The sequence below is a fragment of the Flagellimonas chongwuensis genome, assembly GCF_013376415.1.
Lineage (GTDB): Bacteria > Bacteroidota > Bacteroidia > Flavobacteriales > Flavobacteriaceae > Flagellimonas > Flagellimonas chongwuensis.
In genome coordinates this window covers 824,480-839,510 of record NZ_WYET01000001.1, presented here as the reverse complement: position 1 = coordinate 839,510, position 15,031 = coordinate 824,480, and the positions used below count along the sequence as shown (strand labels likewise).

At 41.4% G+C, this 15,031-nt stretch carries 6 protein-coding genes; 4 read left to right on the top strand and 2 right to left on the bottom strand.

Annotated elements, in window-relative coordinates; translation table 11 throughout:
- Positions 1-104: 104 nt before the first annotated feature.
- Positions 105-1,976 (bottom strand): alpha-amylase family glycosyl hydrolase, encoded by a 1,872-nt coding sequence (locus GUA46_RS03665; RefSeq protein WP_176619331.1) that lies wholly within the window; start codon positions 1,974-1,976, stop codon positions 105-107.
- Between the two features lie 28 nt (positions 1,977-2,004).
- Complete coding sequence (locus tag GUA46_RS03660; protein WP_176619330.1) at positions 2,005-3,024, bottom strand: LacI family DNA-binding transcriptional regulator; 1,020 nt, start codon at positions 3,022-3,024, stop codon at positions 2,005-2,007.
- Positions 3,025-3,393: 369 nt separating this feature from the next.
- Between GUA46_RS03660 and GUA46_RS03655 the strand changes: the two genes are divergently transcribed.
- From GUA46_RS03655 to GUA46_RS03640, 4 genes are all read left to right on the top strand, one after another.
- Complete coding sequence (locus GUA46_RS03655; RefSeq protein WP_176619329.1) at positions 3,394-6,516, top strand: SusC/RagA family TonB-linked outer membrane protein; 3,123 nt, start codon at positions 3,394-3,396, stop codon at positions 6,514-6,516.
- 11 nt (positions 6,517-6,527) lie between these two features.
- On the top strand, positions 6,528-8,105 hold the full coding sequence (locus tag GUA46_RS03650) for a RagB/SusD family nutrient uptake outer membrane protein (RefSeq protein ID WP_108246012.1): 1,578 nt from the start codon (positions 6,528-6,530) through the stop codon (positions 8,103-8,105).
- A gap of 334 nt (positions 8,106-8,439) precedes the next feature.
- The gene (locus tag GUA46_RS03645; RefSeq protein ID WP_176619328.1) at positions 8,440-11,787 is read left to right on the top strand and encodes a VCBS repeat-containing protein; all 3,348 of its coding nucleotides are present in this window, start codon (positions 8,440-8,442) and stop codon (positions 11,785-11,787) included.
- Positions 11,780-15,019 (top strand): VCBS repeat-containing protein, encoded by a 3,240-nt coding sequence (locus GUA46_RS03640; protein ID WP_176619327.1) that lies wholly within the window; start codon positions 11,780-11,782, stop codon positions 15,017-15,019. Before GUA46_RS03645 ends, GUA46_RS03640 begins: the two co-directional genes overlap by 8 nt.
- Positions 15,020-15,031 lie beyond the last annotated feature (12 nt).

Sequence of the window (15,031 nt, the reverse complement as noted above, 5' to 3'; positions counted from 1 at the left end):
AACTGGTTAAAAATAGAAAAGCTCCTAGAGCTACTAGCAAGGTCTTATTCATGTTGGTTTGGTTTTAGAAATTAAAAATACAATTTGAAAATGAAAAAAATGAATCATTCATCAACCTTAAAAATATAAGATTGAAGCGGTGCCAACTCCAGTTGTATTTTTCCCTGGCCATCAGCAATGGTCATATCCGTATTGAGCGTTCCGTAGAGCTCCTCTTTTAGCAGATATTTTCCATCTTTTAATTGCCATTCGGCCACTACATCTTCCGGTATTTTGAGTTCGAGGGAATAGCTTTTGTATTCATCAAAATTGGTAAGCACAATGATTTTCTCGTTGTTTGTCCATCTCACATAAGACAAAACCCTATGGTCGTATCCCTCTGTATTGTCTTTATTATAAAAATGAATTTCTTGGTATTGGCCCATCAACGCTTCACTGTTGATAGTGAAATTTAGGAGGCGCTTGTAAAAATCCCTGAGAAGTTTCTCTTCATCTGATAATTGGCCTCCATCATATTTTTTGTTGTTGAGCCACCTTTGGTGGTGCGGCACCCCGATGTAATCAAAAATGGATGTTCTTGTAGGCTTTCCGAACCCAGCATCTTCTGCGGCCGGCTCACCAACTTCCTGACCAAAGTATATCATCGTCGGGGACGTGCTGATGGTTGCGGAAACCACCATTGCGGGTTTTCCCAATTCTGCATTGCCAACAAAATCGGGACTGGCAATACGCTGTTCATCGTGGTTTTCCAGAAAGTGGAGCATATGGTGCTCTATATCGGCCATTCCTCTTTGCACTACGGGGATATGGTCGGTCCAACCATACCCCTTCATAATATGTTTTATACTATCATAGAGTTCTACCTTATCATATAGGTAGTCCATTTTCCCCTTCTGAATGTAATCGCGGTACAATCCTGGATTATATACTTCGGCCAACAGGAATGCATCTGGTTTTGTCATTTTGATGTTGGAGTTAAGATAGCTCCAAAACTCTACGGGTACCATTTCGGCCATATCAAAACGGAAGCCGTCCACACCAAAATTTAACCAATATTGGGTAATATCCTTGAATTTGTGCCACGAATCGGGCAATTTTTTATCCTTCCAGAATTTGTAGTGCTCCCTGTAATCCTTTTGACGATATTCTTCGGGTAATTCTTCAAAATCCTTGGTCCCATCGGGGCGTACACCATAATTGATCTTTACGGTTTCGTACCAATCATTAAAATGAGGCTGCGCCAATCGGGAGCCGTTTCCTGTCCATTTTGCCGGATTTTCCTCAAACTTGGAATCTGCCAACGTATTCTCGTTACCTCCCAATGGTAAATATCCATCTTGCCACTCGGGCACTTTAAAGGCTTGGCCTGGGATATAGTAAAAATTGTTGTTGATGTAGTATTCCTTGGAAGTATCGTCAGCGGCCCCAAAATCTTGTACACCCTCTGGATTTGTAAGCCCCTGATAACCTCGGGCCACGTGATTGGGAACAATATCGATTATGACTTTTAAATCTGCGGTGTGGCTTCTTTGAATCAACTCCTTGAACTCCTCCAAACGGTTGGCAGGATCCACGGCCAAATCGGGGTTTACATTATAGTAATCCTTTACCGCGTAGGGAGAGCCTGCTCTTCCTTTTACTACATCGGGATCGTCGTTTGAGATTCCATAATCCGAATAGTCTTGGATAACGGCATGATGAGGCACCCCTGTATACCAAATGTGGGTCACTCCTAACTCCTTGATCTCTGACAAGGCTTTTGGGGTAAAGTCGGCAAACTTGCCCACTCCATTTTCTTCGATAGTGCCCCATGGCTTGTTGGTCGTTTGGGTATTTCCAAAAAGTCGGGTAAATACCTGATAGACTACTGCTTTCTTTTTCATGGGCAACGGGCTCGTCTTTTGGTCTGGTTTATCTTTACACGAAGATAATATGACTAATACTAGGAATAAAATAGGGCCAAATAGTATTCTCATTCAAAAGAAATTAGGCCAGTTTGTTACGTCAATGGGCTATAGAGTCCCTAATGACCAAGGTAGGCTCCAGAATTTTTGTTTGATAGGTCTCTTCTTCTGCCTCACTCTCAACCTTATCTATCAACATCCTTGCCGACTCCTCACCCATTTTTTCACCATGCTGTGCCACAACGGTTAGGCTTGGATTGGCATATTTGGATAAAACTCCATCAGTAAATCCGATAAATGCAATATCCTCTGGTATTCTTAGACCTTTTTTCTGGACAAATCGCATGCCGCAGACGGCAAAGATTTCATTTACACATAAAACGGCATCGGGCTCCTTCTTATCCAGAAAGGTTTTGATGGCTTCTTCGTCCATCTCCATTGATGGCATCTTTAGAATCATGGATTCATCGGCCCCCATTTCACTTTCCTGTAATGCTTTCCAATATCCCTTGGTCCGAGCCTTGCTTACACTTAGGTAATCGTCCGTGGTAATCAGTGCTATTTTTCTCTTACCTTGGTCTATAAATTTTTTTGTTGCTTGGTAAGCACCAAGCTCATCATCAATAATCACTTTATCGCAATCTATCTCGTGTGTGATCCTATCGAAAAGTACAACGGGAATACCTTGGTCGGTAACTTCCTTTAAATGGTTGTAGTCCCCTTTCTCCTGTGTTTGGGAAGAAAGCGACATGATAAAACCGTCGATACTACCATTGGCCAGCATTTCCATATTGATGACCTCCTTGTCAAAAGACTCCTCAGAAAGACAAACGATAACATTATAACCGCGCGCATTTGCATACTTCTCAATACCACGGATAACGGTGGTAAAAAAATGATGGACGATATCCGGAATTACAACCCCGATATTCTTGGTCCTCTTGTTTTTTAAGCTAATTGCTATATTATTTGGCTTGTAATTATAAAGCTTAGCAAAGGCCTGAACCTTCTCTTTGGTATCCCTACTGATTTCCTCGCTGTTCTTTAGTGCTTTGGAGACGGTAGAAATGGACACCTCAAGTTCTCTTGCTATATCCTTTAATGTAATCTTGGCTTTCAATTAAATTTATTTTGTGGTAATCTAATTCGGTCTTGAAAATTACTCAATAATCAAACAATGTAGTCTACGTGTTTTACTTTTTTAACAAAACATGAACGTCCATTGTCTTAGTTGTCATCAATAAAAATATTGTTCAAAAAATAAAATTGCTATATTAGAGGGATTATTGCTGATTTCGCAATTCCCGTATACTTAATTGGGAATTAAACAAACTTGCAGATTTAAAATTGTGAAATCCACACCTCATAAAGTTGTCAACACGAAAACGGTTTCGTTGAATATTGCAATATACTTAAATTTCGATTAACCTTTTTTTTATATATGTTTAACACTTGAATTAAAATTAACTAAACTTAAAATTAATTATTTATGAAGATTACGCTACTAAGGAGCTTTTTAATGCTCGGAGCATTCCTGTGCTTTGGGTTGGTAAAAGCCCAAACAGTATCAGGTACCGTTTCGGATGCGAACGGACCTTTGCCAGGGGCAAGCGTATTGGTAAAAGGCACTACCAACGGTACGCAGACCGATTTTGACGGTAATTATACCCTAAACAATGTAGAGGATGCCGCAACTTTGGTATTTAGCTACATTGGTTACAAAACCCAAGAAATTGCAGTCAATGGGCAATCTACCATTGATGTTACCTTGGCGGAAGATGCTCAAGCATTGGACGAAGTTGTTATTATTGGTTACGGTCAAACAACCGTAAAAGATGCAACAGGTGCCGTTTCGGCAGTTACTTCGGAAGATTTCAACAAAGGTGTTATTTCTTCCCCAGAACAATTAATCCAAGGTAAAACAGCTGGTGTGCAGATTGCACAAGGTAGTGGTGAACCTGGTTCTGGTGTTGCTATTAGAATTAGGGGTACTTCTTCTGTAAGATCCAACAACAATCCTTTATTTGTAGTTGACGGAGTTCCGTTGCCTTCTGGGGATACTTCCTCCGAAGGAACAAACATTGGTGTTGGTTCAAGCTCTGCAAGAAACCCACTTAGCTTCCTTAACCCTAACGATATTGAAAGCATGAGCATCCTTAAAGATGCTTCTGCAACAGCGATTTATGGTTCTAGAGGTGCAAATGGAGTGGTAATAATTACGACTAAAAGTGGAAAAACCGGAGCCAGAGGCGGAACTTGGGAGTATTCTTCCGATTTGAGCTATTCTACACCAGCAGAAAGTTACGACCTTCTTAACGCTTCCGAATTCCTTGATGCCGTTGATACTTTTGGAGGCTCAGCAATCAATGCCGGAGCAGATACAGATTGGCAGAATTTGGTAACAAGGTCTACTGCTTCAACAAATAACAACTTAGCTTATTCAAGGAACTACGGTTCTGGGAATGTTAGAGCTACTTTCAATTACGGAAAACAATTTGGTGTCATTGAAAAATCATCGCAAGAAAGAATTACTGGAAGGTTGAACGCTTCCCAAAGATTTTTGGATGACAAGTTACGCATCAATTTACAAGGTACACTGTCAAGGGTAAACGATGAGGCCCCACCATTGAGTGGTAGTGCTGGTTCTACCGGTGACTTGTTGGGTGCCGCATATGCAGCAAACCCAACTTGGCCCGCAAGTCCACGATTCAACCCTGGGGATAGGATCAACCCATTGAACCTATTGAACAACTGGCAGAGTATGACATACACTGACCGTGTATTGGTAAACCTTTCTGCTGAATATGACATAACCGATGAATTGACAGGAAAGGTTACTGTAGGTTACGATAAATCAGATTCAAAAAGAGAAGCTTCATTAACATCAGAATCGTTCAACGTTGCGCGTGGTGCCGGCAATAACGGTAGAGGTGCTTTGAACGACTTGATCAATGAAAACCGATTATTGGAAGCCACATTGAACTACACCAAGGAATTTGACAATTCAAACTTGGACGCTTTGGTCGGTTTCTCTTATCAAGATTTCAATAGAAGAGGAAGAAATATAGAAGGGTGGGGGTACAGCACTCCTGACCTTAATCAAATGCCAAGAGACCTTTCCAGTTCTGCTTCTACACTTGAATCAATGATTTCAGGAAATTATCAGCAGTATGGTTACTCTTTCGATGTACCCAACAATCCCAATGGTCTTTTTGTTAACCGTTTGTTTCCCAATCCAGAAACAGAGTTTTTAGGAGAAACCAGTGGTGTGGCAGTTAGAGCACTGTTTGCTGACACATTCGACAATACGGACGAACTTCAATCTTTCTTCGGAAGGGTAAACTACACCTTGGCCAACAAATATTTGTTTACCGCCACCGTGAGAGCTGATGGTTCTTCGCGTTTTGGTGAAAACAATAAATATGGTATTTTTCCATCTGCAGCCTTTGCTTGGAAAATCAATGAAGAAGATTTCATAGGAGATGCAGTATCTACCCTTAAATTAAGATTGAGCTATGGTATCACAGGTAACCAAGATGGTATTGGCTACGGTAGATTCGTAAGAAGAGAAAGATATTCAGGAGGAAGTGTAGGTGACGGTGGCGCTGTAAACGTACCTGGTACCAGTACAGTGGATTTTGCCAATCCCGACCTTAAGTGGGAGGAAACAACCCAATACGGTGTTGGTATTGACTTTGGTTTTGGCAATGACCGCCTAAATGGTAGTGTGGATGTGTATCGTAAAGAAACTAGGGATTTATTGCTTAGCGTTGAAGCTGCACAACCATCCCCTCAACCATTCTTTTTCCAGAACTTGGACGCAATGGTCTTGAACCAGGGTGTAGAATTCTCCCTTAACTATGATATTTTACAAGGTGAGGACTTCTTTTGGACAGCTGGTTTCAACATGGCATACAACAAAAACGAAATTCAAGATTTTGAAGGAGCAATTCCAGCGGGAACAATTAGAGGTGCGGGTCTTACCAATGCTTTCGCACAACGTTTACAATCTGGACAGCCACTTTACTCGTTCTATTTGAGAGAGTTTACTGGATTTGATGAGAACGGAAACCCTGTTCACGAAGGCGGTACGGATAACCAAAAATTTGTTGGTAAAAGTGCGCTGCCCGATTTCACAGGAGGTTTCTCAACCTCAGCAAACTATAAAAACTGGGATGCTTCCCTATATTTCACTGGACAATTTGGGAATTACATTTATAACAACACAGCTAACGCCTTCTTCACAGCAGGTGCAATTGGAAGTGGTAACAACGTTATAAAAGATGTAGTGGCCTTGGCAGGAGAGGAGAGCCGTTTTGCAGAAGCATCAGTATCAACTAGATTCTTGGAGAAGGGTGACTTTGTTAGATTGCAAACAGCTTCCATAGGATACAACGTTCCTCTTTCAGGTGATGGACTATTCAAAACAATGAGGTTGAGCATCACAGGCCAGAACCTATTTGTAATCACCGATTACAGTGGTTTGGATCCTGAAGTAAGTGTTACCCCAGCGTCCGGAGACCTTTTGAACGGACTTCCAATTGCCGGTATCGATTACTCATCATTCCCAAGGCCAAGAACATACACCTTTGGCTTTAGTGTAACTTTTTAAAAAAAATAAGCATGAAACTAGAAACATATAAAAAATTTGTTTTTGCTTCACTCTTAATACTAGGTCTTACCTACTCTTGTACCGATTTGGAAATAGAGGAAACAGACTCGTTGATAAGTGAAGGAACAGGCGACACTGGGTTTACAGGGGTAACCAACCCTTCCAGTGCGTTAAATGATCTGTACAACAAGGTTGGTGGCGATTTTGCTACTCAAGAGAACATGTACTCGTTGTCTGAAGTAACCTCTGATGAGCTGTTGGTTCCAACAAGAGGAACAGACTGGGGAGACAATGGTGTTTGGAGGCAGTTGCACACCCATACCTGGACTCCTGACCATGCCTTTGTTAAAGGAGCATGGAACAACCTGAACCAGAATATCTTTAGAGCTTCTGAAATCATCGAGACAACAAGTGCTGAAACCAGTACTGTGGCCCAAGCAAAGTTCTTAAGGGCATTTAACATGTTCTTTGTAATGGACCTTTTCGGATCTGTTCCTTTCAGAGGAGTAGATGAAGGTCCAGAAATAAACCCTACGGTACTAACTAGACCTGAGGCCTATAGCTTTATCGAAACAGATTTGACCGAGGCTATAGCTGCTTTGCCATCTGTTGGTCCAGGAGTAGCCAATGTTGGAACAGCCTCTCAAGAAGCGGCTAAGTTCCTATTGGCTAAACTCTACTTGAATGGGCATGTCTACAAAGGAACAGGAACACCAGACAATGCCGATATGCAAAACGTAATTGACTTAGTTGACGAGATCAATGCTAGCGGCTTCGATATTCAGGAAGGTTATTTCCAGATTTTTGAGCCGACCGACGATACTGAAACTATCCTATTTTTGAGAAGTGACCTTGGTGCCAGAATTTGGAACAGTCTGCACTATAATCAAAACTCACCGGACAATACTGGTGGAGGTTGGAACGGTTTCTCAACTTTAGCCGAATTCTACGACTTGTTCGAAGGTGATCCAAACACCAACTACGTGGGCGATGGCCAAGAAGAAAGAAGAGGATTTGTTCCTGATGCCGCTACAGCCAATGAGCAAAATTTGGGAATTGGTTATGGTTTTTTAATTGACCTTCAATACAATGAAGATGGGACCCCGTTGACCAACAGACAGAACCAACCATTGGTTTTCCAAAAAGAATTCCCTTCCCTAGTTGGTAATGGTGAAGCAGAAGGAGTTCGTGTTATCAAGTATCACCCTTACGACCCAACAGATGAAGAGGATGGAGTAAACTCATACAGACAGCACCAAATCATTTTTAGATATGCCGACGCTCATTTGATGAAAGCAGAAGCAATGATGCGTATGGGTGGAAATCCAACCACAATGGTAAATGAGCTTAGAAGTTTAAGAGAAGATACACCTGATCTAGCTAGTGTCGATGAACAAACCCTTCTTGACGAAAGAGCTCGTGAATTGTTCATTGAATTCTGGAGAAGAAACGACTTGGTAAGATTTGGCCAGTTTTCTGCACCATGGGGCCTTAAGGAAGTTAGTGGGGATGATAATGTAAATCTATTCCCAATACCGGCAACGGCACTCTTATCCAACCCTAATCTAGTTCAGAACCCAGGTTACTAACATAAAGTTTAAGCTGTTTTAATATAAATGCCGTCCTTATCTCAAAGGGCGGCATTGCTTTTTGACTGAAACAGTAAAAAATAGCAAATAAAGGATTAATGAAATATTAATGGCCATCAATAATTTTGAGATAAACACCCAACTTGGTAGATTGGTTGCTTCGTACAGATTATTTAGCACATATTGATGAACATGAAGAAACGAGCTGATATCAAAAACTAAAAAAATCTGTGTGATTGCCAGAAAAATTGAAAAGTAAACATCAAAGGGGAAGAGGAACTTGTAAGGTTATGGATGGTGACACCCCCATTTTTTGGTTAAAAAAGAACAATAAATGAAACTGAGATATAGCACAGTTAGCCTTCTTCTATTAGGCCTTATTATTTCCTGTAACAATAAAGAAACACCCAATTCTGAAGAGGAAAAAAAAGAAACCCTGTTCACACTGTTGAAACCAGAGGAAACAGGTGTCAACTTTATAAACAAGGTAGAAAACCAGAAGAACTTCAACATCTTTAAGTACCGTAACTTTTATAATGGCGGGGGTGTTGCCATTGGTGATATTAACAACGATGGACTACAGGATATTTACCTAACCGGTAACATGGAGCCCAATAAGCTTTACCTAAATAAAGGGAACATGCAGTTTGAGGACATATCCGAAATGGCTGGAGTATTAGGAAACAAACCTTGGTCCACTGGTGTAGTAATGGTTGACATCAACAATGATGGCCTCTTGGATATTTATGTATGCAATGCAGGAAACATGGAAGGCAATAATCATGACAATGACCTATATATTAACAACGGTGACCTAACCTTTACAGAAAAAGCTGAGGAATACAATCTTGCCAAAACAGGATTTACCACCCATGCCTCATTCTTCGATTATGATAAAGATGGAGATTTGGATGCGTACATTCTTAACAATAGCAATATTCCTGTAAGTAGTCTTGGATATGCAGAACAGCGTGAAGTTCGTGCGCAGGACTGGGAAGGCGTTCCTGACATTTTTAAAGGGGTTGGAGACATGTTGTTAAGGAATGATGACGGCAAATTTGTGGATGTAAGCGAAGAAGCTGGAATTTATGGGAGTTTAATAGGGTTTGGCTTAGGAGTTTTGGTCACTGATTTCAATGGGGACCTGTACCCAGACATCTACGTGTCCAACGATTTTTATGAACGAGATTACCTGTACATCAATCAAAAGGACGGCACTTTTAAAGAAGAAATCAAGGAATGGACATCGCACATGAGCCTTTCCGCGATGGGAATCGATATTGCCGACATCAATAACGATGGTCACAACGATATTTTCATAACGGACATGCTTCCAGAAGAAGAATCCCGGGTAAAATCCGTAATGGAATTTGAAGGCTACAACGTTTTTAACCTAAAACAGAGCAAAGACTTTAGCCAGCAATACATTCAAAACACCTTGCAGCTCAACAATGGAAATGGCACTTTTTCCGAAGTGGCCTATTATAGCGGCATTGATGCCACGGATTGGAGCTGGGCAGGACTTATGTTCGACATGGACAACGACGGCCTAAAGGACATATTTATAACAAACGGCATCAACCACGATTTGACCGATTTGGATTTTGTCGACTTCTTTGCCAACGAGATTGTCCAAAAAATGGCCTTAACGGGTAAAAAGGAGTCAATAGACTCCATTATCAGCAAAATGCCCATCAAACCCCAGCCCAACTACGCTTACAAAAATAATGGCGATATCTCCTTCAAAAATGCCAACAAGGAATGGGGCTTCGAATTGCCATCTCGCTCCAATGGTGCCGCCTATGCAGATTTGGATAATGACGGGGACCTTGACTTGGTCATCAACAATGTGAACACCCCTGCTTTTATATATAGAAACAATACCGAATCGATGTTGGACAATAACTACATCCAACTCAAGTTCAAAGGCCCAAAAAACAACCCTTTTGCTGTAGGAGCACTCGCTAAACTATATTTTGATGGAAACATCGTGAACCAAGAGTTGATTCCTTCAAGGGGCTTTCAATCTTCAATGCAATACGAGATGACGATTGGTTTAGGGAAAACTACACAATTGGACTCTATTAGAATAGTTTGGCCTGATATGCTCACTCAAAAATTGGAAAAAGTAGAAGCAAACCAAATGTTGGCCTTAGACTATGCCAATGCAATCGAAACCTATAAATTACCGAAGAAACAAACCAAAAAATCCTTTTTGACAGAGTTGGATAATAGCTCGACAGGAATCCATAAGGAAGACAATTACAATGATTTTGACTACGAAGGTCTTATCTCCCATAAACTATCACAAGAAGGACCATCTTTAGCTGTGGCAGATGTTAACGGTGACGGCAATGAAGATTTCTACCTTGGCGGCGCGAAAGGTCAATCAGGGTCCATCTATGTACATCAAGGAAAAGGAAAGGTTGCTCTCAAAAAAAGTATGGTTTTTGAAGAGGACAAAGAATACGAAGACGTTGCTGCTGCCTTTTTTGATGCAGATGGAGATGGAGACATGGACCTGGTCGTTGGCTCTGGCGGAAATGACGTCGCCATGCAGCGAAACTATCGGGCCAGATTATATCTGAACGATGGCAAAGGAAACTTCTCCAAATCAGAAAACGAACTTCCATCAACATTTAAAAATATTTCCACCATTTCGGCTTTTGATTTTGATGAGGATGGAGATGTTGACCTCTTCATAGGCTCTCGAAGTGTGGTAGGCGTTTACGGAGTTTCCCCCGACCACCTGCTTTTGGAAAACAATGGAGATGGCACCTTCAACAATGTCACCGAGCGTTTGGGGTATGACCTCAAAGACGCAGGAATGGTTACCGACTCCAAATGGGTAGATATTGATGGGGATGGCAAAAAAGACCTTGTAGTAACAGCAGACTGGGATACCCCTAAGGTTTATAAAAATACAGGAAGAAGACTGACTAAAATGACTAGTTCGCTCGACAGTCTTTATGGTTGGTGGAACACTGTAGAAACCGCAGACCTTGATGGAGATGGCGACCAAGACCTGATTTTGGGCAACCAAGGTCTCAACCTACATTACAAACCCACGGAATATGCCCCAATGCGAATGTACATCAACGATTATGACAACAACGGGACCATTGAGCAGATTGTAACCGTGCAAGAAAATGGGGGCGACTACCCAATCCATCAAAAAAGGGAACTTACCGAACAACTTCCCTTGCTCAAAAAACAGAATCTAAAAGCATCGGACTATGCGCACCGCACCATACATCAACTTTTTCCTAAGGAAGTTATGGACAAATCCATTGTAAAAAAAGCGGAAACCTCAGCATCCGTGATTGCCATAAACGAAGGAAACGGAAAATTCTCTATCAAGAATTTGCCGCCGCGAGTCCAACTGTCATGTGTTTGTGATATTACCTGTACCGATGTTAACCAAGATGGAAATCTGGATTTGATCATGGCCGGGAACAATTACGAGTTTAAACCACAGTTTTCCCGATTGGATGCAAGCCAAGGAAACCTATTGCTGGGAGACGGAAAAATGGGATTCACTTGGCAAGATTACGAAACCAGCGGATTTAAAATCAGGGACGAAGTAAAATATTTGAAACAATTCAAGGATAAAAACGGTAAAATTTACGTCATTGCTGCCGTAAACAACAACAAACCAAAGATTTTTGCCCTAAATGAATAGGTTCCCTATCATATGGTTCATGGCGGTGCTGGCCATTTCCTGCAATAAAGGAGGTAGCCTTTTTGAAAATCCCGACACAAAAAAAACGGGGCTGGATTTCACCAATACCCTTACGTCCACCAAAGACCTGAGTATTTTGGACTACCTGTATTTTTATAATGGAGGTGGTGTATCCATTGGCGATATCAACAACGACGGGCTACCGGACATATTCTTTACCGGGAACCAGGTAAAAAACAAACTCTACCTCAACAAAGGAAACCTCAAGTTTGAAGACATATCAAGTTCTGCGGGAATCGAAGGGAGCAGTGATTGGAATACCGGGGTTACCATGGCCGATGTAAATGGTGATGGATTCTTGGACATTTATGTGTGTGCCGTGGTCGGTATCAACGGGTTCAATGGTTTTAATGAACTGTACATCAATAATGGTGACAACACTTTTGCGGAAAGAGCCGCCGAATATGGACTGGATTTTGACTCCTATAGCTCCAACGCTGCCTTTTTTGATTATGATTTGGACGGCGACCTTGACATGTACCTGCTCAACCATGCCGTACACACACAAAATTCCTTCGGGCGTTTTGACCTTCGGTACGACAGATTATATGAAACCGGTGACAAATTGCTCCGAAACGATAATGGAAAATTTACCGATGTCAGCGAAGAGGCCGGTATTTACGGAGGTGTGAACGGTTATGGTCTAGGCCTGGCTATCTCGGATTTTAATCAAGATGGATACCCGGATATTTATGTAGGCAACGATTTTCATGAAGATGACTATTACTACCTGAATAACGGGGATGGCACTTTTACAGAAAGTCTAAAAAAATATTTTGGACACACTTCCCGCTTTTCCATGGGTAACGATGTTGCTGATATCAACAATGATGGCAGACCCGATTTACTTTCGTTGGATATGCTACCGGAAGACGAAGTGGCCCTAAAATCTTCGGAAGGCGATGACAATATCCAGACCCAAAAGATGCGGATAGACCGTTTTGGGTACCATTATCAGTTTACACGTAACATGCTTTTTGTAAACCAGCCCGATGGCAACTTTATGGAAACCGCATTGATGAGCGGTATTGCTGCAACCGATTGGAGTTGGAGTGCCCTTTTTGGCGACCTTGACCTAGACGGTCGCCAGGACGTGTTTATTTCCAACGGAATACCCAAAAGACCCAACGACCTTGATTTTATCAAATTCGTCTCCAACGACCAGATCAAGAGCAAAATAGACAACACCAAACTTGTAGACCAACAAGCTTTGAATCTAATGCCATCGGGAAGTGTGCACAATTATGTCTTTAAAGGTGGTGAAGACCTTCATTTCCAAGACATGTCCAATAAATGGATTACAAAAGACACCTTGGTTTCCGGAGCGACCACCATGGGCGACCTCGATGGCGATGGTGATTTGGATTTGGTTACGAACAACATTGACCAGCCCGTGACTTTGTACGTCAATAAAACAAACAAGAAAGGAAAGCATCTCAAGATTAGGTTTAACTATTCCCAAAACAATAAGTTCGGAATTGGAACCAAAGTATATTCCTATGCCAATGGAGGGCTTCAATTCAAGGAATTATTTACTACAAGAGGGTTTCAAGCATCCTCGGAACCCATGGTTCATTTTGGATATAAAAATGTCGAAAAGGTAGATTCCATCAAAATAGTTTGGCCGGACAAGACCTATCAGGTTTTACAAAATATACCAGTAAATCAAACGCTGACCGTTGAGCCCAAAAACACTAAGCCTTTTGACTACAATTCGCTTCGCGAAAGCAAAAAACCCCTGTTCAGTCCAGTAGATAATAATCTAGGTTTGGATTTTACACATGTTGAGGACAACTACACGGACTTTAACCGTGAAAAATTGATTCCGTATCAAATCTCGGACAGAGGGCCTGCATTAGCTATGGGAGACTTAAACAATGATGGCAGGGAAGATATTTTCATCGGAGGTTCGAAATATATATCATCCCAAATATTTGTACAACAGGATTCCATTTTTGTAAACCAAAACATTGAAAGCCTTCAAAAAGATTCTATTCGAGAAAATATCTCGGCAGGCATAGCTGACTTTAACAATGACGGAAAAAACGACCTGATCATAAGCTCTGGGGGAGGTGACTTTTTTGGAAAAGCAGAACCCTTATTGGATGCCTATTACGTTCAAAAAGACTCGATTTTCCAAAGTCTCGAACTACCTGAATCCTATCAAAATTCGTCAGTTGTTGCCCCTTTTGATTTTGATGATGATGGCGACATGGATGTTTTTATCGGCGGGCATACCATTACAGCAGAGTTCGGTGCTCTTGCCAATTCTTATCTATTGGAAAATGAAAATGGCTCATTTAAAATAAATAAAGCTTTTCAGAAGTTTTCCAAAGGCATGGTAACCGATGCCATTTGGAGCGATTTTGATGGTGACGGTACCACCGACCTTATTCTGGTCGGCGAATGGATGTCTCCAAAGTTCCTACAATATCAAAATGGTACTTTTACCGAAGTGAAGCATGTAAACATTCCCGGACTATGGCAGGCCATTGAAGCTTTTGACATTGACGGAGATGGGGACACCGATTATCTTTTAGGAAACTGGGGAACCAATTCAAGGTTCAAAGCCTCCGAAGAGCATCCCATGAAGTTATACTTTAACGATTTTGACGATAATGGTCAAACGGAAACGGTAACGGCCATGGAAAAAAACGGAAAATACTATCCATTGGAGACTCTGGACGGATTGGCATCACAGTTGGTGTACCTAAAAAAGAAATATACCACCTACAAATCCTTTGCTGGCGACACGATGGAAGAAATTTTTGGGGAAGATGTCCTGAAATCGTCCACCCAACTACAGGTAAACACATTGAAATCCGGTTATTTACGGAATGACGGTGGTAGCTTTGTTTTTGTACCATTTAAAAATGAGCTGCAGGTGTCCCCTATTCTTTCTTTTGCTCTAGCTGATTTTACCGGAGATGGAAATACCGAAGTGCTGCTAGCAGGTAATTATTTTGGCATGAAACCTTATCATGGGAGACTGGATTCGTTTCCGGGAGCCCTCATCAAAAGCGATGGCAGCATTATATTGGGCAACCAATTGGGATTGGATTTCACCAAAAAATCCATCAGGCACTTAAAAACAATTACCCTCAATAATAAAAAATATTTGTTAGCTATATTCAATAACGATAAAGCACAAGTTTATAAAATCAATGATTAATCTCTCAAGGCC